General features: G+C 62.6%; 17 protein-coding genes. 4 read left to right on the plus strand and 13 right to left on the minus strand.

Annotated features, from left to right (window positions below; all coding sequences use genetic code 11):
* Positions 1-64: 64 nt before the first annotated feature.
* The 7 genes from AC1RTQ_RS22370 to AC1RTQ_RS22400 all read right to left on the minus strand — a co-directional run bounded on the left by AC1RTQ_RS22370 (position 65) and on the right by AC1RTQ_RS22400 (position 10,599).
* A complete protein-coding gene (locus AC1RTQ_RS22370; protein ID WP_492879007.1) occupies positions 65-2,968 on the minus strand; it encodes an aconitate hydratase in 2,904 nt (967 codons plus the stop codon).
* A 179-nt stretch (positions 2,969-3,147) separates the two neighbouring features.
* Entirely contained in the window at positions 3,148-4,287 is a 1,140-nt protein-coding gene (locus tag AC1RTQ_RS22375) for a CaiB/BaiF CoA transferase family protein (protein WP_492879009.1), read from the minus strand.
* 92 nt (positions 4,288-4,379) lie between these two features.
* Positions 4,380-5,387, minus strand: a complete 1,008-nt coding sequence (locus AC1RTQ_RS22380; protein WP_492879011.1) for a tripartite tricarboxylate transporter substrate binding protein — start codon at positions 5,385-5,387, stop codon at positions 4,380-4,382.
* Positions 5,388-5,417: 30 nt separating this feature from the next.
* A complete protein-coding gene (locus AC1RTQ_RS22385; RefSeq protein ID WP_492879013.1) occupies positions 5,418-6,596 on the minus strand; it encodes a M20 aminoacylase family protein in 1,179 nt (392 codons plus the stop codon).
* 177 nt (positions 6,597-6,773) lie between these two features.
* Complete coding sequence (locus AC1RTQ_RS22390; RefSeq protein WP_492879015.1) at positions 6,774-7,757, minus strand: Bug family tripartite tricarboxylate transporter substrate binding protein; 984 nt, start codon at positions 7,755-7,757, stop codon at positions 6,774-6,776.
* A gap of 41 nt (positions 7,758-7,798) precedes the next feature.
* Positions 7,799-8,794: a tripartite tricarboxylate transporter substrate binding protein gene (locus AC1RTQ_RS22395; protein ID WP_492879017.1), complete on the minus strand. Its 996-nt coding sequence runs from the start codon at positions 8,792-8,794 to the stop codon at positions 7,799-7,801.
* Positions 8,795-8,889: 95 nt separating this feature from the next.
* Positions 8,890-10,599 carry an acyl-CoA dehydrogenase family protein gene (locus tag AC1RTQ_RS22400; RefSeq protein WP_492879019.1) on the minus strand — a complete coding sequence of 570 codons (1,710 nt, stop codon included), beginning with the start codon at positions 10,597-10,599 and terminating at the stop codon, positions 8,890-8,892.
* A gap of 251 nt (positions 10,600-10,850) precedes the next feature.
* Between AC1RTQ_RS22400 and AC1RTQ_RS22405 the strand changes: the two genes are divergently transcribed.
* Positions 10,851-11,759 (plus strand): LysR family transcriptional regulator, encoded by a 909-nt coding sequence (locus AC1RTQ_RS22405; protein WP_492879021.1) that lies wholly within the window; start codon positions 10,851-10,853, stop codon positions 11,757-11,759.
* A 5-nt stretch (positions 11,760-11,764) separates the two neighbouring features.
* Here AC1RTQ_RS22405 and AC1RTQ_RS22410 read toward each other — a convergent pair whose 3' ends face one another.
* Positions 11,765-12,415: an MSMEG_1061 family FMN-dependent PPOX-type flavoprotein gene (locus tag AC1RTQ_RS22410; protein ID WP_492879023.1), complete on the minus strand. Its 651-nt coding sequence runs from the start codon at positions 12,413-12,415 to the stop codon at positions 11,765-11,767.
* A 123-nt stretch (positions 12,416-12,538) separates the two neighbouring features.
* Between AC1RTQ_RS22410 and AC1RTQ_RS22415 the strand changes: the two genes are divergently transcribed.
* Both AC1RTQ_RS22415 and AC1RTQ_RS22420 read left to right on the plus strand, forming a co-directional pair.
* Positions 12,539-13,336 carry an AraC family transcriptional regulator gene (locus AC1RTQ_RS22415; protein WP_003053235.1) on the plus strand — a complete coding sequence of 266 codons (798 nt, stop codon included), beginning with the start codon at positions 12,539-12,541 and terminating at the stop codon, positions 13,334-13,336.
* Positions 13,337-13,557: 221 nt separating this feature from the next.
* Positions 13,558-14,505, plus strand: coding sequence for a bifunctional helix-turn-helix transcriptional regulator/GNAT family N-acetyltransferase (locus AC1RTQ_RS22420; protein ID WP_492879025.1), 948 nt, complete (start codon positions 13,558-13,560; stop codon positions 14,503-14,505).
* 145 nt (positions 14,506-14,650) lie between these two features.
* Here the strand turns inward: AC1RTQ_RS22420 and AC1RTQ_RS22425 are convergent, their stop codons facing one another.
* The 4 genes from AC1RTQ_RS22425 to AC1RTQ_RS22440 all read right to left on the minus strand — a co-directional run bounded on the left by AC1RTQ_RS22425 (position 14,651) and on the right by AC1RTQ_RS22440 (position 18,170).
* Entirely contained in the window at positions 14,651-15,979 is a 1,329-nt protein-coding gene (locus AC1RTQ_RS22425) for a GGDEF domain-containing protein (RefSeq protein WP_492879027.1), read from the minus strand.
* A 211-nt stretch (positions 15,980-16,190) separates the two neighbouring features.
* Positions 16,191-16,589: a YkvA family protein gene (locus tag AC1RTQ_RS22430; RefSeq protein WP_492879029.1), complete on the minus strand. Its 399-nt coding sequence runs from the start codon at positions 16,587-16,589 to the stop codon at positions 16,191-16,193.
* A gap of 116 nt (positions 16,590-16,705) precedes the next feature.
* Positions 16,706-17,326, minus strand: a complete 621-nt coding sequence (locus AC1RTQ_RS22435; RefSeq protein WP_003053230.1) for a sugar O-acetyltransferase — start codon at positions 17,324-17,326, stop codon at positions 16,706-16,708.
* 136 nt (positions 17,327-17,462) lie between these two features.
* Positions 17,463-18,170 (minus strand): class I SAM-dependent methyltransferase, encoded by a 708-nt coding sequence (locus tag AC1RTQ_RS22440; RefSeq protein ID WP_492879138.1) that lies wholly within the window; start codon positions 18,168-18,170, stop codon positions 17,463-17,465.
* Positions 18,171-18,491: 321 nt separating this feature from the next.
* Between AC1RTQ_RS22440 and bfr the strand changes: the two genes are divergently transcribed.
* The gene (gene bfr, locus AC1RTQ_RS22445) at positions 18,492-18,956 is read left to right on the plus strand and encodes a bacterioferritin (protein ID WP_304349871.1); all 465 of its coding nucleotides are present in this window, start codon (positions 18,492-18,494) and stop codon (positions 18,954-18,956) included.
* A 398-nt stretch (positions 18,957-19,354) separates the two neighbouring features.
* On the opposite strand, the gene AC1RTQ_RS22450 is transcribed toward bfr, so the two are convergent.
* Entirely contained in the window at positions 19,355-20,035 is a 681-nt protein-coding gene (locus tag AC1RTQ_RS22450; protein WP_302089792.1) for a 7-cyano-7-deazaguanine/7-aminomethyl-7-deazaguanine transporter, read from the minus strand.
* Positions 20,036-20,235 lie beyond the last annotated feature (200 nt).

A 20,235-nucleotide genomic window follows, 5' to 3' on the forward strand; every position in this document is an offset into this window, starting at 1 on the left:
CCAGTCCACAAAAAAGGCCTGCCTCCAAGGAGAGCAGGCCTTTTTGTCTGGCAAGCGGGCGCAATCAGGCCAGCAGCTGCCTCAGCACATAGGGCAGGATGCCGCCATGGCGGTAGTAGTCCACCTCGATGGGAGTATCGATGCGCAGCTTCACGGTCACGGTTTTCTTGCTGCCGTCGGGCCTGGTGATCACCAGTTGGGCATCGCTTTGCGGCGCAAGGTCTGCGGCAGGGATCACATCGATGAACTCCTCGCCCGTCAGGCCCAGGCTTTGCCAGCTGTCATTGCCCTTGAACTGCAGCGGCAACACGCCCATGCCCACCAGATTGGAGCGGTGAATGCGCTCGAAGCTGCGCGCCACCACGGCCTTGATGCCCAGCAGCTGGGTGCCCTTGGCCGCCCAGTCTCGGCTCGATCCCGTGCCGTACTCCTCGCCGGCCAGCACCACGGTGGCTCGGCCCGCAGCCTGGTACTTCATGGCCGCGTCGTAAATGGCCATTTTCTCGGCTTTGCCATTGTCGTCACGGTACAGCGTGATGCCGCCCTCCTCGCGCGAGCCGTCAGCTGCGGCGGGAATCATGAGATTCTTGATACGCACATTGGCAAACGTGCCGCGCATCATCACCTCGTGGTTGCCCCGGCGCGAGCCATAGCTGTTGAAGTCGGCTTTTTGCACCCCATGCTCAAGCAGCCACTTGCCGGCCGGCGAAGACTCCTTGATGGAGCCGGCGGGCGAGATATGGTCGGTGGTGATGGAGTCTCCGAACAAGGCCATGATGCGGGCACCATGCACCGCGCTTGGGTTGGAGGCCTTGTCTGTCGTGGCGGACGGCGCTTTCAGCTCCAGAGCAAAGTCGGCAAAGAACGGCGGCTCGGCGATATAGGTGCTCTCGGGCCAGGTGTAGGTGGAGCCCGTCACGCCCTGGATCTTTTCCCAGAGCTTGCCCGGCTCGCTCGCCACCTGCTCGTAATTGCTGCGGAAAGCCTTGCCATTCATGGCGAACTTGAGCAGCTCCTGGATCTCCTCGCTGCTGGGCCAGATATCGCCCAGATACACGTCCTTGCCGCCCTTGCCCTTGCCCACCGGCTCGGTCATCAGGTCCTTGCGCACCGTCCCGGCGATCGCATAGGCCACCACCAGCGGAGGGCTGGCCAGGAAGTTGGCCTTGATGTTGGGGTGGATGCGGGCTTCGAAATTGCGGTTGCCCGACAGGACGGCCGCGCAGACCAGCTCATTGCGGGTGATGACATCGTTGAGCTCGGGCGTCAGGTCGCCGGCATTGCCGATGCAGGTGGTGCAGCCATAGCCGGCCAGCGCAAAGCCCAGCTTCTCCAGATAGGGCAGCAAGCCCGCCTCGGTCAGATAACGGGTCACCAGGCGAGAGCCCGGCGCCAGCGAAGTCTTGATATGCGGCTGAACCTTGAGTCCGGCCTGCACCGCCTTCTTGGCCAGCAGGCCCGCCGCCAGCATGACGCTGGGGTTGGAGGTGTTGGTGCAGCTCGTGATGGCGGCAATCAGCACATCGCCATTGCCGACATGCAGCACCGGCTCGTCGATCCCCGGCAGATCGCATACGGACGTGGCCGTCGCATCGTCGTGAGCGGTTTCCAAGGTGGGCCGGTTGCTGACCATTTCCACCACTGCCCGCTCCGCTCCGGCCTTGGGCGGCGGTGCATCGGTCGCCTGCTCACCTTCGCCGCAACCCACGCGATAGCGCTGATCGAGCTTGTGTGCCGGCTGATTGAAGCCGTTGACCGCTGCCGATGCCGTGAACAGCTCGGTGAACTTGCGCGCCACATCGCCGATTTCGATACGGTCCTGCGGACGCTTGGGGCCGGCCAGACTCGGGGCCACGGCACCGAGATCGAGCTTGACCACTTGCGAGTAATCGATATCGCCCGCCTTGGGCACGCCAAACAGCTGCTGCGCCTTGAAATAGGCTTCGAAAGCCTGGATCTCGCTCTTGGTGCGTCCGGTGCCCTTGAAGTACTCGATGGTTTTCTCATCGACAGGGAAGAAACCCATGGTTGCCCCATATTCAGGAGCCATATTGCCGATGGTGGCACGATCCGGCAGTGACAGGCTGCGCGTGCCTTCGCCAAAGAACTCGACGAACTTCCCGACCACTTTTTCCTTGCGCAGCAGCTCCGTGACGGTGAGCACCAGATCGGTGGCGGTCACCCCCTCGCGCAACTGGCCGGTCAGCTCGAAGCCCACCACATCAGGCGTGAGGAAGTACACGGGCTGGCCCAGCATGGCCGCCTCGGCCTCGATGCCGCCCACACCCCAGGCCACCACGCCTATGCCGTTGATCATGGTGGTGTGGCTGTCGGTGCCGACCAGGGTGTCGGGGTAGTACACCGCATCCCCCTTGCCGTTCCTGGCCTTGTGCACGCCGCGCGCCAGATATTCCAGATTGACCTGGTGCACGATGCCGAAGCCCGGCGGCACGACACCGAAAGTGTCGAAGGCCTGCATGCCCCATTTCATGAACTGGTAGCGCTCCTGGTTGCGCTGGAACTCCAGCTTCATGTTCAGGTCCAGCGCCTTCTTGGTGCCGAAGTAGTCGACCATGATGGAGTGATCCACCACCAGATCCACGGGCACCAGCGGCTCGATGGACTTGGGCTTCTTGCCCAGCTTGGCAGCCGTGCTGCGCATGGCGGCCAGGTCGGCCAGCAAGGGCACGCCGGTGAAGTCCTGCAGCACCACGCGCGCGACGACAAACGGAATCTCGTCGACACGCTCGGCCTTGGGCTGCCAGCGCGCCAGCTGCGCCACATGCTCCTCGGTGATCTTGTTGCCATCGCAGTTGCGCAGCACCGATTCGAGCACGATACGGATCGAGACCGGCAGGCGCTTGATCTCCGGGAATTGCTTGGCCAGGGCCGGCAAGGAATAGAACTTGCCCTTCTTGCCTTCGGCCAGTTCAAAGGACTTCAGGGTTTTGGCAAAAGCATGCGACATCGTGAGACTCTCCATGGACAGAACACAGGGAAAACGCTTTTGCATTCCATTGTGCACACAACTCCCGGGAAAAGGGTGGGACAGGGCCCCAGCAACGCAAACCGGCTCACAGGGGCGCAAAAAAAAGAAAGCCCGCGCTGGGCGGGCTGGAGGTACGGTGAAGCAGGTTCAGGTCAGGCTCAGGTGCCGGCGTCCGGCAGAAACTCCTGTCCTTCGCTCAAGGGCGCAAAGCGGTAGCTGGCCGGCGTGCGGCTGAGCTTGACCGGAGCGCCCAGCCCCTGGTATTGGCCCATGGTCACCACCATCTCGCGGTGCACGGTATGCGGATGCTCGAGCGCCTGAGCTACATCGAGCACCGGCGCTGCTGGCACGCCGATGGCCATCAACTCATCGGCAAGCTTCACGCCGTCGAGCGGCGCAAACGCCTGCTGCAGCAAGGGCTTGAGCTCGTCACGATGGACGGAACGCTGACCTGCGGTGGCAAAGCGCTCATCCTGCGCCAGCCCCGCCTGCCCGATATGGTTGCACAGCAACCGGAACTGCCGGTCGTTGCCCACGGCCAAAAAGATGGGGGCACCGCCCGTGCTGATCACGTCATAGGGATAGATATTGGGATGGGCATTGCCCGAGCGCTGCGGCACCTTGCGCCCCATGAACCAGTTGGCCGCATGAGGATGGAGCAGCGACAGCCCGGAGTCATAGAGCGAGGCGTCCACCAGTTGACCCTGTCCGCTGCGCCCCCGCTCGTGCAGGGCCAGCAGCACGCCGATGGTGGCGTTCAGCCCGGTCACCATGTCCACCACCGGCAGTCCCACGCGCAGCGGGTCGCCGTCGGCCTCGCCGTTGATGCTCATGATGCCGGCCATGGCCTGGATCGCGGCGTCATACCCGGGCAGGCTTCCCAGGGGGCCGTCGGCACCAAAGCCCGTGACGCGGCACCAGATCAGATGCGGCAGCTCTTCTCGCATCTGCTCATAGCCTATGCCCCATTTCTCCATGGTGCCGACCTTGAAGTTCTCCACCACCACATCGGCCTGGGCCATCAGCTCGCGCACGCGCTGCTGGCCTTCGGGCACGGACAGATCGAGATACTGGAGGCGCTTGTTGCGGTTCAAGCCGAAGTAGTAGGAGGCCACACCGTCGCGAAACGGAGGCCCCCAGGTGCGGGTGTCGTCGCCCTGCGGCGGCTCCACCTTGAGCACATCGGCGCCATGGTCGCCCAGTATCTGGCCACAGAACGGACCGCCCAGAATGCGTGACAGATCAAGCACCTTGACGCCCTGCAGGGCTCCGGCGCCAACCGCGGCTGGATTGTGCATGTTTCACTTTCAGACAGAATGCGGGCCCATGGCCCGCGTGTTGATCAAAGATTGCTCGAAAGCTTGCGCCGCCAGTCGCGGCAGCTCACGCCTCAGGCCAGAGGCTTTCGGCCCAGGCCGCGCACCAGCGCACTCAGGCGCTGATGCATGGCGTGGAAGCTCTGGTCCGCCTCTACCTGCGAGGCAATGGGCTCGCGGATATGCTTGCCCTCCAGCTCCAGCTTGGCGCGGATTTCCGGATTCACCAGCGCCTGCCCTATGGCGCTGCGAAGCGCCACCACGCGATCGGCGGGTGTGCCCTTTTTCACGAAGTAGCCCGCACTGACCGTGTATTCAAAGTCGGGGCTGAGGCGACTTTGCGATATCAGCGGCACATGGGCCAGCTCCTTGGGCAGGGTCTTGGAGAAACTGGTCAGAATTTTCAGGCGCCCCTGCTTGGCCATGCCTTCGAAGCTTGCCTGATAAGGCAGGATGGCAAAGTCCACCTGCCCTCCTGCCAGGTCCTGCAGGGCCGGCGCACCGCCTTTGTAGGGCACATGCAAAAACGGCAGCTTCAGTCTGGCCGCCAACGCATCGCCCATCAGGTTGTACATGGAGTCCACGCCCACCGTGCCATAGGTCAGCGGGCCGCTTTTGCTGGCGCGTGCATATTCGATGAACTCGTCATAGCTCTCGACAGGCAGCCTGCTCTTGACCATGAGCACGATGGGCGACTCCGTCGTGGGGGCCGCCAGCGTGAAATCGCCTGGCTTGTAGCGCGCTGCCGTATTGAGCATGGGCGCCAGGAAGATCTCGTTGGCCGAACCATGGAAGAACATATAGCCGTCTGCAGGCGCGTTGAGCACCTTGGCTGCGGCAATCAGGCCCGTGCCGCCGCCCAGGTTCTCCACCACCACCTGCTGCCTGATGCTGCGGCCTATGGATTCGGCAAAGATGCGCGCCGCCACATCGCTGGCCCCGCCAGCGGGAAAAGGCACCATGAGAATCAGCGGCTTGGCCGGAAAGCTCTCAGCCGCGCGGGCCCCGCCCGCACCGGCGGCCAAGGCGGCCGCATGCCACAGTGTGTGCCGCACAAAGCCGCGGCGGTTCCATGTACCCATCTCCTGTCTCCCTCTTCGATATGCGGCCGCTCAGGCCAGGTAGCTTTGCACCAGTTGCGTCCAGAAGGCAGCGCCTATGTGCAAGGCCTTGTCGTTGAAGTCATACAGCGGGTTGTGCACCATGCAGCCTCCGTCCTCGCCCACGCCGTTGCCCAGCCGGATATAGGCACCGGGGCACTTTTGCAGCATGTAGGCAAAGTCTTCGCTGCCCATGGTCGGCGTGCGCTCGCCCACCTTGTCCTCGCCCAGCAGGCGTATGGCCACCTGCCGCGCGTATTCGGTCTGGGCTGCGCAATTCACGAGCACCGGGTACTTGTGCACGTAGTCGATGTCGCAGCTGAGCTGATAGCTCTCGGCCTGGGCCTGCACAAAGGCCTTGATGCGCGTCTCCACCCAGCTGCGCACGTCCGGGTTCAGGGCGCGCACGCCGATCTTGAGCACGGCGCTCTCGGGCACGATGTTGAAGACCTCGCCGGCCTGGATGGAGCCCACTGTGATCACGGCCGCCTGCTGGGCATCGATCTCGCGCGTGATGATGGACTGCAGGCCCAGCACGATGCTGGCCGCGCACTGCATGCTGTCTATGCCGTGGTGCGGCATGGCTCCATGGGCGCTGCGCCCGCGCAGCGTAACGGTCACGCGGTCGAACGAGGCCATGGCCGCTCCGGAGCTGATGGCCATCCGGCCCACGGGCAGGCCTGGCGCGTTGTGCAGCGCATAGATCTCGTCGCAGGGAAACAGCTCGAACAGGCCCTCGTCCACCATGCGCATGGCGCCGCCTTCATTCTCCTCGGCAGGCTGGAAGATCAGGTTCAGCGTACCGTCGAAATCGAGCTTTTCGGCGATGTACTTTGCCGCGCACAGCAAGATGGCGGTATGTCCGTCATGGCCGCAGGCGTGCATTTTCCCGGGCAGGCGGCTGGCATAGTCCAGGCCTGTTCTTTCATGGATGGGCAGGGCATCCATGTCCGCGCGTATGCCCAGCGACTTGCTGCCCGAGCCTTTCTTGAGCACGCCGACCACGCCGGTCACGCCCAGGCCTCGGTGCACGGCATAGCCCCAGCGAGCCAGGGATGCGGCCACCAAATCACTGGTGCGCGTCTCTTCGAAGGCCAGTTCGGGATGGGCATGGATGTTGCGGCGCACCTCGACGAACTCGGCAGCGACGGACTGCAGTTGTGCGAGCAGAAGGGAAGTTGAAGATGTCATGGCTATGGATAGGTGAAAGACCCCGATACCCCGGCTCATGCCTTGCATGGACTCTCGGGCAGTGGCAGGCAGTGCGACACAGTGTCCTCCTCACGACCGAGGTGAGGAGTTTCGAAAAGTTCTAACACGTCCGACCTTCGATGGCATGCCTGCGCTTGCGCCCAAGCGACAGTGCCATCAGTCAAGCTTCACGCCGGCCTTTTGCACTACCTCGCTCCATTTGTCGAGTTCGCTCTTCACGAAGCCGGCCAGATAGGCGGGCCTGGCATCCACGCCGCGCTCAAGGCCCTGGGCCGCAAAGGCCTTCTTCACATTCTCGGAATCCAGCGCTTTGGCATAGGCCTGATTGAGCAGCTCCACCCGCTCTACCGGCATGCCCTTGGGGCCGACCACGCCGAAGAACACGCTCACGTCATAGCCAGCCAGACCCTGCTCGGCGATCGTGGGGACCAGGGGCAGGGCACTGGAGCGTTTGGACGTGGCCACGCCCAGGGCCTTGACCTTGCCGGCCTTGATATAGGGCATGGCTGTGAGGATGTCGGTGAAAGTCATGTCCACCTGAGCGGCCAGCAGGTCGTTGAGTGCCGGCCCCGTGCCCCTGTAGGGCACATGCTGCAGCTGGGTGCCAGCCAGGCCGTTGAACAGCACACCCGCCAGATGGGATGAAGCGCCATTGCCCGAAGACGCGAAATTGAGCTTGCCGGGCTTGCTCTTGTCCAGCGCGATCAGCTCCTTGACGTTGCCAACGCCCAAATCCGGCCGAACCACCAGCACATTGGGCAGATAGCCCACGTAGATGATGGGCGTGAAGCTGGTGCGCGGGTCGTAGCTGATGGACTTGTACAGCGGCTTGTTGATGGCCAGCGGACCCGAAGTCCCGAACATCAGCGTATAGCCGTCTGGCTTGGCACGTGCCACGAAGTCCGCTCCGATATTGCCGCCGGCGCCGGCCTTGTTCTCCACGATCACGCTCTGGCCCAGCTCCTTGGTCAGCTCGGTCGCCAGAATGCGCGCCATGGCGTCGGTAGGGCCGCCCGGCGGAAACGGCACGATGAACGTGATGGGGCGTATCGGGTATTTCTCCTGGGCAAGTGCGGGCAGTGCCGCCGACAGGGCGGCGGATGCCATCAGGCCCAGCGCTGCGCGTCTGGCTTTATGCATGTCTGTCTCCTTGGAAGGGTGTTGCCGATGAAGCAGCCAGATCACTGGGGGGTGCCGCCGGCAACGGCCTTGAACTGCTCCATGCGCGTCTTCTCGCGTGCGTAGGCGCTCCTGGCGTACTGCTCGAACTCTTGCGGGCTGCGGTAGTTCAGCGACTGATTGAGTTGTTCGAGGATCTTGCGCCCCTGCGCCGACTCCAGAGCTGCCTTGAAGGCGTCATGAATGATGCGTAACCGCGCCGGCGCCAGGCCGGCAGGGGCGGCAATCCCATAAGGCGACTCGATCACCGCGTCCACGCCCAGCTCTGTCAAAGTGGGCACCTGGGGGAACTGCGGAACACGGCTGGACGTGAACATTGCCAGATAGCGCAATCGGCCCGACTGGATATGCTGGGAGGCTACGCCGGAGAGCACGCCCGCATCGATGTGACCGCCCAACAGGTCGACGGCCTGCTCCGAGTCTCCCTTGTAGGGCACGCGATTGAACTGCAGGCCCGTGGACTGCACCAGCTCGCTGAGCACGATGCTGGGCGTTTGCACCGGGCCGGCCGCACCGACGGAGATCTGGCCGGGTCGCCTGCTCGCATCCTCGGCAAACTCCTTCCAGCTCTTCCACGGCGCTTCCCGACGCACAGCCAGCCCGAAGGTGTAGTCGGTCATGCCGATCACATAGCTCAGCTTCAAGGGATCGAAGCTCACCCGGTTCAGATAAGGCTCGCGATAGACGCTGGCAGGCAGCACGGCCAGGGTATAGCCATCAGGCTGAGCCCGCGCCAGCTCCACCGCGCCAAACGTGCCGTTGACGCCTGGCTTGTTCTCTATGACCACCGGTTGCCCCAGCAGCTGCGACGCTTGCTGTGCCACCACCCGCAAATGCGCGTCCGTCGGCCCGCCCGCGCCATAAGGCACAATCAGGCGCACCGGCCGAGCCGGATAGGAGTCGCCCTGAGCCTGCGCGGCAAAATGGGCTGCCCCCAACAGCACTGCTCCCGAGGCTGCGACCAGCAGCCTTCGGCGCTCACTTGTGTGATTGCGCATATTTGTCTCCTTGCAGAAATGATCCGAGAGTCGATAGCGCCTTTTTCACAAAGCGCTTCGGCCTTTTCTTCTACTTATCTCAATGCCGCCGGCAATCACTCCAGCCACTGCGCCGGCACGGCAGCCGCATCGTCCAGCGGATCACGCGGCAGCACACGGTGCAGCAGCACCAGTTGCGACAGGCGCAGGCGCTCAGCCGAGCCGGTCTGTGCGGCTTCCCAGGCCATGGCGATGGCCGTGGTGCAGTTGTACAGAGCTGTGGCGGCCTGACGGGCCAGCACTTCGCCGCCGTCCTGAGCGGCCCTATCGGCCAGGGTGCTGGCGCGGGCCAATGCATCTTCCAGCGCCTGGCGGTAACCGGGCACCAGGCAGGCGCGGTCGAGCAAGCCATGCAGATACTGCTGCAGCACAGGCAACGAGCCTTCGCGCTTGATGGCGCGGATCACGTCCAACGCCACGATATTGCTTGTACCTTCCCAGATGGAGCCCAGGTGGGCATCGCGCACCAGACGCGGATCGCTCCACTCCTCGATATAGCCGCAGCCGCCGCGCACTTCCATCGCATCGCCAGTGACCTTGCGTGCATCGCGGCAGGCGCGGAACTTGATCAGCGGCGTCAGGATGCGCAGCAGCGCATAGGCATCCGGCTGGCCCGCGTCGGAGCGCATCAGCGTCTGCGCGGTCTGGAACACCATGGTGCGCGCCTGCTCGGCGGGCACGCGCAGCTTGTCGAGCTGGCGCTGCATCAGCGGCATCTGCTCCAGGCGCTTGCCAAAGGCAATGCGTTCATGGGCGATGAATTCGGCCTCGGCCACAGCGCGGCGCATCATGCCGGCGGAGCGCACACCATTGGATAAACGCGAGTTGTTGACCATGTCGGCCATCTGCACAAAGCCCCGGCCCTGCTCGCCCACGAGATAGGCCACGGCGCCGTCCATGCGGATCTCGCCGCTGGCCATGGACTTGGTGCCCAGCTTGTCCTTGAGACGGATGATGCGCCAGCGGTTGGTGCTGCCATCGTCCAGGCAACGCGGCAGCAGAAATAGCGAGATGCCCTTCATGCCCGGCGAACCGCCCTCCACACGAGCCAACACCATGGCAAGCTCGGCATCGGGGTTGGAACAGAACCACTTGTCGCCGGTGAGAAGCCAGGAGCCGTCGGCCTGCGCAGCGGCCATAGTCAGCGTGTTGGCGATGTCCGAGCCTGCGGCCTGCTCGGTCATGAACATCGCACCCTGGGCCTGATTTTCCCAATCCAGCGAGAGCAGCTGAGGCAAATACTTGTCCACCAGCTCGGGGGCGCCGTACTTCTTGAGCGTGCGCGTCAGCGAATCGGTCATGGACAACGGGCAGCACAGACCGAACTCGGACTGCACGAACAGAAAGGTCAGCGCGTACTTGACGATGGGCGGCATCTTGCCGCTCCAGCCCAGCATGTCGTCCCGGTGCGAGATGGCCTGCAGGCCGAACTCGCCGTAGGCGATGCGCTCAAGCTCTTCATAGGCAGGATGCTTGATGATGCGCTGGCTGTCCTGGCCCGCGCGGTTGCGGTGCTCGAGCGTGGGCGGATTCCTGTCGGCAATGCCGGCCAGCTCGTCGATGCGCCCACCGGCCAGCTCACCCATGCGCTGCAGATAGGGCTGCAGATGGGCCAGCAGGTCGGCTGGCAGATAAAGCGCCAGCAGCGACTGCAGCTCAGGATCGGTGGCGTAGAAATTGGCACCGTGGCGATCAGGCACGGGATGTGCTGCGGCGCAGACAGCCTGGGCCAAGGCGTGCATCTGGCTCTTATCGTTGGCGGACATGAACGTCTCCTGCTGAATTCGAATATCCCCTGAAACGCTGCGCGCCCTCTCATCGGAAAGAGGACGACAACCTCGCTACAGGGCTTACCTTGCTTGCCGTCTCTGGTTTGGGCCGTGACGAATTCAGGCGATATGTACCGCACACAAAACCGGCAATGGAGGCAAGGACTGCCACGAATTTCAGCACCCGCATGTATTCACGTCAAATATTATTAAAATCTTTCTCAATACTTTTTAAATATCAAAACACCATGGAACTGAGGCTGCTGCACTACTTTGTCACCCTCGCCGAAGAGCTTCATTTCAGCCGTGCGGCACAGCGGCTGTCGATCTCCCAGCCCCCGCTGTCCGTGGCCATCAAGCAGCTGGAGCAGGAACTGCAGGCCCAGCTGTTCGAGCGCAGCAGCAAGGGCGTACGGCTGACTGCGGCCGGTGAACATCTGCTGGGCAAGGCGCGCCAGCTCTTGGCTCTGAGTCAGCAGGCCGCACAGGAAACGCGCGACGTGGCCCAGGGCACGCGCGGCCATCTGCGCCTGGGTTTCGTGGGATCGAGCCTGTACCGCGGCTTGCCACAGGCACTGGAGCGGTTCCAGCACGACCACCCCCTGGTGCGCGTGGACATGCTGGAAGCCAATAGCGCGGAACAGATCCTCGGCCTGCAGCAGATGCGGCTGGACATGGCTCTGGTCCACTCCATACAGCCCCCCGAAGGCATTGACAGCCAGTTGCTGGTGGAAGAGCCTTTCGTGGTCTGCCTGCCCGAGCAGCACCCGCTTCACGCCAGCTCCGCCGTCGATCTGGCCGAACTCAAAAACGAGCGCCTGATCCTGTTCTCCAGCCTGGTCTCGCCCACCTATCACCAGCGCATCTACGAGATGTGCCTGGCCCATGGCTTTGCACCCGAAGTACGCCACGAGGTACGGCACTGGCTGTCGGTGATCTCGCTGGTTTCGCTGGGTCAGGGCGTGGCCCTGGTGCCCCAGGCACTGACGCGCGTGGGCATGCCGCGCCTGGTGTTTCGTCCGCTCAAAGGCTCACACCCATCTTCGGAGATGCTGGCCATGTGGCGTCGCGCGCCCGCCAATCCGCTGGTGGCCCGCCTGCTTGCCTGCCTGCGCGCGGCCGCCGAGTCGCTGAACACCCCTGCCGACTCCACCTGACTGTTTCAGCCATACAGATCACTGCGCACCGCCTGCCGGTAATGCGCATCGAGTTCCTCAATGCTGGAATGCTCGCCGTCGGTGGCCTCACGGCCCGCCTGCAGTGCGGCGAAGCCGACCAGCATCTGGCCGATGCTGGGCAGGTCACTGTGCTGCGGCCGGGCCGCCGGCTCCCACAACCGCGCCCGATTGATGGCCTTGCCGCAGTGAAACAGCACTTCGTCAACGCGCACCACCGTGGCGGTTTTCGGCGTTTTCTCGCCTTCACGCAGCTCCTGCAGCAACTCGGCGGCCGCACTGACGCGAGCGCGGCCGTTGATGCGCAGAAACACCTCCAGGCCGGGGAACAGAAACAGCATGGCGACCCGCTCATCGTGCTGGAGATTTCGCAGCGATTCGATGCGGTTGTTGCCCGGCCAGTCGGCGAAGGCGAGGGTTTTGTCGTCGAGCACATGGACAAAGCCGGGCGGCCCGCCACGCGGCGAAGCATCCATGCCGGCCGGACCGGCCGTGGCCAGACAGAAAAAACTCGCCTGCTGCAGATACTGACGATGAAAATCGACCAAATGCTCGAGCACCGCCTTCTGTATGCGCTCGCTCGGCGGCGCATACAGGGCGTCGAGCTCCACCTGCTTCGGTATCCGTGTCTCTGACATCTGGACTACTCCTTCTAAAGAGCAGCGAGCCTAAGGCAGAGCCCTCTGGCGGCTATAGAATTGTTCAGCCATTGAATAGCGGAAATCCGCCAAACTGATTGACTGCCTGCCATCCATATCGCAATGTCCGACCTGCTGGAATTACTGCAACCTCATCTGGATGACGACGCCGGCCCGGTCATCCTCGCGGCCACTCGCTGGCAGGCGCAGGAGCTGTCCTCCGAAACGCATCAACATGCGCGCGGCCAGCTGTTTGGCTCGCTGCGCGGCCTGATCTCGGTGACCGTGGAAGACGGCGTCTGGATCGTTCCCGCCATCCACGCCGTCTGGCTTCCGCCCCACCACAGGCATTCAGGCCGATCGTTCGGGCCCTACCACGGCTGGAGCGCCTATATCGCCCAGCATGCCTGCGCCGATCTGCCCGCCAGGCCCTGCACCTTGCGTGTCTCCGGCCTGCTGCGCGAAGCAGTGTTGCGCCTGGCGGCCAGCTGGACTCACCCGGCACAGCCGTTGCGCTCGCCCGAGCTCGACAATGTATCTAGTGTGGTGCTCGACGAAATCCGCCACCTGCCCAGGCAAGCCCTGGGCCTGCCCCTGCCCGGCGATTGGCGCGTGCAGCGCATTGCCCAGGCAATGATCCAGAACCCGGCCGATACCCGGGATCTGACAGCCTGGGCCGACTGGGGAGCGCTGAGCACCCGCACGCTGAGCCGCCGCTTTGTGGCCGAAACCGGCTACAGCTTCAGCGCCTGGCGCCAGCGCCTGCGCCTGCTGCGCTCCCTGGAGCTGCTGGCCGAAGGCGTGCCGGTCAGCCATATCGCACTCGATCTGGGCTGGGCCAGCCCCAGTGCCTTTATCCAGTTGTTCAAGCGCGAGTTCGGAGAAACACCCGGCATTTACCGCGCACGGCTGGGATCCTGAACCCCGGAAAGCGGCGCGTGCGTCACGGCTGCGCCATGGGCAGCGCAGCCCCCAGGAGTTCAGACACTTCGTGACGCAAGAGCTTCGCGAAACCGGCTCATGCCCTGAGCGTCCCAACCATCCGCCTTGCAGGATTCAGCGCCCTGCGCATTGCCTGCGCGACTCCGACAAAGCTGCCTGCCGATCAAATGGTTGTATCATGCAACCATTTGAGGGAATCTATGTCAAACGAACCGTCTTTAGTTGAGCAGATACGCGCTTGCTCACGCTCCATGGCGCGTGATTGGGGCTTCATGGGTGAAAGCATTGCAGGCTCAGACCTCTCCCCGTCCGCCGTGCATGCGCTTCTTGAAATTGAAGAAGGCAATGTCAACGCCAAGGATCTTGCGGCAATGCTTCGACTGGAAAAATCCAGCGTCAGCCGGATGCTGCGCAAACTGGTGGAAGCCGGAGATATCAGCGAGTCACCGGACCTCCACGACAGCCGGCTAAAGCAGCTGTCGCTGACCCCTGCGGGCAGGTTGCGCGTCGAGTCCATTCATGCACATGCTCGCGCACAGGTCACGCATGCCCTGGAACGATTGAACCCGGGACAGAAGCACACCGTCTCAAAGGGCTTGCAGCTTTACAGCGCTGCACTGTCGTCCCGGATTCAAGGCGACAAGGAAAAGCCGGTCGTGGAGCTCGTAAGCGGCTATCAGCCGGGAATCATTGCTCGCATCACCCAGATGCATGCGCAGTACTACTCTCGTGAAACCGGGTTGGGCCAGCGTTTTGAATCCGTTGTTGCCGCGGGCCTGGCCGAGTTCTCAAATCGCTTGAACCACTCCCGAAACCGGATCTGGACTGCCATGTATGAGGGCGAAATCATTGGCTCGGTCGCCATTGATGGCGAAGACCTGGAACCCGGCATTGCACACCTAAGGTGGTTTATCGTCGATGACAGCGTGAGGGGAAGCGGTGCGGGAAGACGACTGCTGAATGCTGCGCTCGAATTTGTCGACCAGCAGAAGTTTCGCGAAACCCAGCTTTGGACGTTTAGCGGGCTCTCTGCGGCTCGCCATCTGTATGAGTCATATGGCTTTAAGTGTGTTGAAGAGTGGGTTGGCGATCAGTGGGGGAAACAGATGCTGGAGCAGCGATTCTCCAGAGTCGGCTCCGGCAGCTAGGACTGTTTTCCTGATCCGCGCGTGCTTTGGCCAGGCGCCTTGGCACCTGAACTGCAGCCGCGATCATCCCCATGACAGAAATGGACAGCTGTGAGCCTGCTGGGGCTATCCCAAGCGCTTCGCAGCGCAGGGCGCCGATTGGAGATTAAACACCGGCCAGGCAGACGCTGTTGCGGCCTTTTCGCTTGGCGTCATACAAGGCCCTGTCCGCCATGTCGATGAGGCTGGAGCAGGAGGAATCCAGCGCGGGACCGCTTGCGCATGCGACTCCCACGCTGATGGTGATCTGCACCAATCCGGTTTGCTGATTGCCTAGCGACAGGGCCTCGACCTGTTGCCGGATGAATTCGGCGAGCCTGGCCGCGCCGGACAGCCCGGTGCCAGGCAACAGAATGGCGAATTCCTCGCCCCCATAACGGGAAACCAGGCTGCCTGCGCGCTGGACGCAGTGCGCCAGCAGGCCGGCGAAACACTTGAGCACCTCATCGCCGAACGGGTGCCCAAAGCTGTCGTTGAGCTGCTTGAAATGGTCGACGTCCAACAGAAGCAGCGAAAGTGCGGTCTCCGACCGATGTGCTCTGCGCCACTCCGACTCCAGCACCTCATCGAACCGTCTGCGGTTCACCAAGCCTGTCAACGCATCCTTCACGGCCAGGGACTCCAGGTGCAAAGTCAGCTGCCTCAGCTCTTCCTGCTGCCGCCGTGACGCGGTGATGTCGACATGCGAAAAAAAGCTGCAACCGTTGGCTTGGGTCCCGCGCAGCTCCACCACGCGCACCCAGCGATCCTGAGGCAGGGCCAGCACATAAGGAGCCCCTGAAAATCGTTGCCGCTCCGTGAGAACCGAAAGTCCTATTGCATAGTCCGTGGTCGGCTGCTCGTGCGCCCACGTCTGTGCATAGATATCTTCAAACATGCGCGCGCCAAGACACTCGATGTCCGTCAAACCATAGAGCACCAGAAAGGAGTGATTGGCCCAGACCGCCCTGTCCTGCTCATCGACCATCAGGATGCCGTCCGCCAGACTTTCCAGGGCCAGTGCCGTATCCTGCGAAATCTGCCGAGGCCGTCGTACCTGTCTGGGGTTGATCCGGTCCTGCATCCCCGTGAGCAAGGGAGCTGTCTTGCGCCACAGTCGGATCCGGCCCAGAGGCCCCAGGGGAAGAGAGGCGGCCCGGACGCGATAGTCATAGTGGTCAAACTCGAACGCACGCTGCTGGTTGTGATGCCGCTGGATGCCCTCTTCGATGTAGCGCTCCATGCATGGCAGCTCCTGCGCCGAAAGCCTTTGCAGATAGAAACGCCGCAGATTCTCGCTATAGGCTTCGCCGGCATAGACATGCCCGGCATGCTCGGGGAAGAACTGCAGAAAGGTATCGTTCCACAGCTGGGTTCTGTCGTTCGCATCAAAGACGCAAACCGCCACTTCCAGCTGGTCCAGGGCAAGTGCCACGAAGCGGAGAATCGAGATCAAGATTCGCTACACAGACAAAGTTGACCGAGCAGGTTTGTCGTCTCGGGCCTGGAGCAGTCCCCTGCAAACCCAGGCAAGAGTGAGATCTGAACGCAGCGAGTCAGCTGCCGGTCTCTCGATGCAGGCTTTGGCAAGGCAGCCAGACTGGAGCAGCCGCTGCGGCCGTCAGCGGCAACCAGTGCCATAGGCGCAGACGCCACGATGCAGTCCTTCATGGGCGAGCCTCGGGAGTCAAGCAGTACCAGGCCGCGATTCCTATGCTCACCCAGAGCACGATGATCATGATGGCTCCCGAGCGACTTCTGGGCCTGGCCCCGTTTTCAGCCATCCATGCGTCGGCTTGAACACGGCATTCGGTGAGAACGGATGCCGGCAACAGCTTGACCGTGAGCCAGATCAACCCCGGCAGCAGCAGAGCATCGTCCACGAATCCGAGAACGGGGATGAAGTCCGGTATCAGATCAATCGGACTGAGCGCATAGGCAACCACAAACAGGCCCAGGGCTTTTGCGAACCAGGGCGTCGCGGGGTGTTTTCCTGCGAACCAGAGCGTCACCCCATCGCGCTTGATTCGCTTTGCCCAAGCCTTCAGGCTGTCTCTGATATTCATTGGAAATCCTGGCCAAGAGCCCGGATTTTCTCATTATTTGAAATAACGACCACCAGCTGCGAATCCTGGGCCAGCGCGACCACCTCCAGCCGCCAGCGATCGCAGGCACGCATTACCTAGAAGGCCTGGCCGGGATGCGGGGCCTCGTTGACAAAGCCCGTCTTGTCCTTTGGGGAAATGGCCCGAAGAACCTTGCAGGGAACGCCTGCGGCCACAACCCCTGCAGGAATATCGGAGGTCAGCACACTGCCCGAACCGATGATGGAATCGTCGCCGATCGTCACGCCGGGATTGATATGCACGCCAGCACCTATCCACACGCGGTTGCCGATCCTCACGGGCTTGGCGAAGCAGCCGCCCGCCGCACGCTCGGCCGGATCGATGGCATGGTTGGAGGTGTAGATGCCAACACGTGGGGCCAGCAGAACATCGTTGCCGATGAAGATTCCTCCGCCATCCAGCATGATGCAATCGAAGTTGGCATAGAAGTTATTGCCAATGTGGATGTTCCGGCCAAACTCGCAACGAAAGCGGGGTTCGAAGTGCACGTTCTGGCCTACGGAACCCAGCAGGCGGCGAAGTATCGCCTCACGCACGGGCGCTGGTTCCGAGAAGGAGTCGTTGTACTCGTTGCTCAGCAGCACCGCATGCTGACGCGCGCCCACCAGCTCCGGCGTCAGATCGTTGTACATCTTTCCGGTGCGAATGTGATCGAGCTGGATTTCGAGATTGGACATGAGGGCAGGCTTTGCAAAGTCGACAACCTTGCCCCATTGCTGATGCCGTGGAAGGCTTGGGACGGCTCGCGTTGCCAGGAGCCTGGCAATTGGCAGACGACCTCGGGCGGAAGCTGCCTGCTTTCCAAGCAGGTTCCTATTGCGCCTTGAAGGTGATCCATGCACTCCAGAACAGGCTTGAGAAAAAGCGCAGCGGATTGACGAAGCCCGCGTTGGCCAGCATCGTTTCCACCGCGGCCTCGGAAAGCGGCGGCACGGCTCCGTGGCGGATTTTGCCCAGCTTGGCGACGACCTCCGCCTCATCGGCACCGGCCATGCGCCAGCGTGAAGCCCAGGCTTCAAGGAACAGCGGCTGGGATTCGTAGGGGCTCCGGTTACAGGCCAGGATCAGCGGCCCGCCCGGTTTCAAGCGGCGGCCGAGCTCTCGCAAGAGCGCGTCCTTGCGATCCTGCTCGGGAATGTGATGCAGGACTCCGACCAGGGTTGCAGCATCGAAGCCATCGCCATCGGGAAGCTCCTCGACCGTACCGTGGAAGACTGTGGTGCGTCCGGACAGGCCTGCGGCCTCGATACCTGTCATCGCCTGATCGAGCATTGCGACAGCCGGATCGGCGGCCACAAAGGTCCAGGCCGGCTCCAGTTTTGCAGCGCACAGGATTTCCTGACCTGTTCCCCCGGCTCCCGCGACAAGAACCGACTTTGCATCGTGGCCCAGGTGGGCCGAAAGCAGGCAGGCGGCAAGCTCGTGGCAGGCGTCGTAGCCGGCAAGGGCAATACGACTTTGCGTTGCATATTCAATGGATCTGGAGAGATCAAACTTGGCGCTGGCGCTTGTGGAAGTCATGTCGGCCATTGTGGGGAGTGTGCACTGGCGCCAGAAGCACTCCTTTGCGCAGGCCATCGTCTGCTTTGGCGGCATATTGAAAATGCAGGTCTGGCCTTCTCGTCGGTGACCCGGGGCGGAGATCACGCACAAGGGCTTGCGGGAAAATGGGGCCTGCAGCCGCGCAGCGATCTGCATGCCTGCACGGTGCCAGCAATGCGAATGCATCTGCTTACAGCCCGCATCCAGAGCACGTGCGCGCGGGAATTGATAGCTGCCTTTGAATCCCGAAGCCGGTCGCGGGATACTTCAGGCTTCGAAAACTCACCGAGAACAACAACTATGCAAGGCCATCCCGAAGTCGTCGACTACCTCAAGGACCTGCTTCGCGGCGAGCTCGCGGCGCGCGACCAGTATTTCGCCCACTCGCGCATCTATGAAGACCAGGGGTTCACCAAGCTCTTCACGCGCCTGGACCACGAGATGCAGGAAGAAACCCAGCACGCCGACGCACTGCTGCGCCGCATCCTGATGCTGGGCGGCCGCCCCGATATGCGCCCCAAGGAGTTCACGCCCGGCGAGACCGTGCCCGAGATGCTGCGCAAGGACCTGGACACCGAATACGAAGTCCGTGCCGCTTTGCAGCAAGGCGTGGCCCTGTGCGAGCAGCACCGCGACTATGTGAGCCGCGACATCCTGCTGGCCCAGTTGCACGATACCGAGGAAGATCACGCCTACTGGCTGGAAAAGCAGCTGGGGCTGATCGACAAGGTCGGACTGCAGAACTATCTGCAAAGCCAGACCTGAGCCCCTGCAGCGCAGCGCGGAGCAATACTGAGCTGAGGCCGTCCTTGAAAGACGGCCTTTTTCATGGACTTGAGACAAGCCCAGAAACCATAGTCACCACCAATGACGGCGCAGCGGCCTTCTGCCGGGTTGCCGGTCTTGCAAGGCTCGCCCGGACCCATCTTCTGGAGCGAGACTCCAACAAAATTCACGCCGTTGTGGCATCGCATTGACTCGTTGACAAACGACAAGTCAGAGCCCTGCGGGTGGCTCGGCCGCCAGCGGATGTCATGCGGGACTGCCGCTGCTCGCCTCCAACCAGGCACAAGCTGCAGCTGCCAGCAGGAGCTGGCGATGCCAATGCCAATGCCTATGTCGGACAGGCCCCTGCACCCGGGCCTGCCCTGCACGCCTCATCCTCAGCGGATTGCCGCTGCGGGTGTGACCTGAACCTTCATGCTGCGCACGATGGCCGCCAGCACCACGCCATAGGCGGGAACAAACAGCAGCAGACTCACCCCCAGCTTGATGACATAGTCGACCATGGCGATTTCCACCCAGTTGGCCGCCATGAAGGCATCTGAGCTATGCCAGAAGGCGATCGAGAAAAAGGCCGCGGTGTCCAGCACCTGGCCGAACACCGACGCAGCTGCCGGAGCCAGCCACCAGGAATGGCTTTTCTGGCGGATGCGGTCGAAGACCTGAATGTCCAGCAACTGGCCCAGCACATAGGCGGCAAAGCTTGCCAGCGCAATGCGGAACACAAAGCCGTTGAAGCTTTGCAGCGCCTCCCAGCCATTGAAACGGCCCTCGTGGAACAGCACGCCCACCACATAGGACACCACCAGCGCGGGCAGCATGGCACGCATGATGACGCGCCGCGCCGCAGTCTTGCCGATCAGGCGCACCGTCAGATCGGTGGCCAGAAAGATGAACGGAAAGCTGAAGGCGCCCCAGGTGCTGTGAAAGCCCAGCAGCGTAATGGGCAGCTGCACCAGGTAGTTGCTGGCGATGACCAGGGCGATATGGAACGCCACGAGTACGGAGAGGTAAAACGGCACGCGCGACGCTTGCGTCTGCACGGCATGAGCGGATGTCATGACAGTCCTTTTTGGTCGATGGGGGCGAGGGAACCCATGGTTGCGAAGAGTGCGCCAACGCGGCGCAACCGTGAATTTTAAGCGGTACGGAATTATCTCTGCCTCACCCGGCCCGCTTATCCGCCCGGGCGCATGGCGGATATAACAAAAAGCATAGCTTGTAGCGACTGCCAATCATTGTTTTCAGCAGTAAATCATCC

This window comes from Comamonas sp. GW821-FHT11H03, from assembly GCF_058807955.1.

Excerpts from the sequence above, each read along its gene's own strand:
- AC1RTQ_RS22405 (WP_492879021.1), top strand. The coding sequence starts at position 10,851 with ATGGAACTGAGGCTGCTGCACTACTTTGTCACCCTCGCCGAAGAGCTT.
- AC1RTQ_RS22385 (WP_492879013.1), bottom strand. The coding sequence starts at position 6,596 with ATGACATCTTCAACTTCCCTTCTGCTCGCACAACTGCAGTCCGTCGCT.
- AC1RTQ_RS22380 (WP_492879011.1), bottom strand. The coding sequence starts at position 5,387 with ATGGGTACATGGAACCGCCGCGGCTTTGTGCGGCACACACTGTGGCAT.
- AC1RTQ_RS22375 (WP_492879009.1), bottom strand. The coding sequence starts at position 4,287 with ATGCACAATCCAGCCGCGGTTGGCGCCGGAGCCCTGCAGGGCGTCAAG.
- AC1RTQ_RS22415 (WP_003053235.1), top strand. The coding sequence starts at position 12,539 with ATGTCCGACCTGCTGGAATTACTGCAACCTCATCTGGATGACGACGCC.
- AC1RTQ_RS22440 (WP_492879138.1), bottom strand. The coding sequence starts at position 18,170 with ATGACTTCCACAAGCGCCAGCGCCAAGTTTGATCTCTCCAGATCCATT.
- bfr (WP_304349871.1), top strand. The coding sequence starts at position 18,492 with ATGCAAGGCCATCCCGAAGTCGTCGACTACCTCAAGGACCTGCTTCGC.
- AC1RTQ_RS22420 (WP_492879025.1), top strand. The coding sequence starts at position 13,558 with ATGTCAAACGAACCGTCTTTAGTTGAGCAGATACGCGCTTGCTCACGC.
- AC1RTQ_RS22390 (WP_492879015.1), bottom strand. The coding sequence starts at position 7,757 with ATGCATAAAGCCAGACGCGCAGCGCTGGGCCTGATGGCATCCGCCGCC.
- AC1RTQ_RS22395 (WP_492879017.1), bottom strand. The coding sequence starts at position 8,794 with ATGCGCAATCACACAAGTGAGCGCCGAAGGCTGCTGGTCGCAGCCTCG.
- AC1RTQ_RS22400 (WP_492879019.1), bottom strand. The coding sequence starts at position 10,599 with ATGTCCGCCAACGATAAGAGCCAGATGCACGCCTTGGCCCAGGCTGTC.
- AC1RTQ_RS22430 (WP_492879029.1), bottom strand. The coding sequence starts at position 16,589 with ATGAATATCAGAGACAGCCTGAAGGCTTGGGCAAAGCGAATCAAGCGC.
- AC1RTQ_RS22410 (WP_492879023.1), bottom strand. The coding sequence starts at position 12,415 with ATGTCAGAGACACGGATACCGAAGCAGGTGGAGCTCGACGCCCTGTAT.
- AC1RTQ_RS22450 (WP_302089792.1), bottom strand. The coding sequence starts at position 20,035 with ATGACATCCGCTCATGCCGTGCAGACGCAAGCGTCGCGCGTGCCGTTT.
- AC1RTQ_RS22435 (WP_003053230.1), bottom strand. The coding sequence starts at position 17,326 with ATGTCCAATCTCGAAATCCAGCTCGATCACATTCGCACCGGAAAGATG.
- AC1RTQ_RS22370 (WP_492879007.1), bottom strand. The coding sequence starts at position 2,968 with ATGTCGCATGCTTTTGCCAAAACCCTGAAGTCCTTTGAACTGGCCGAA.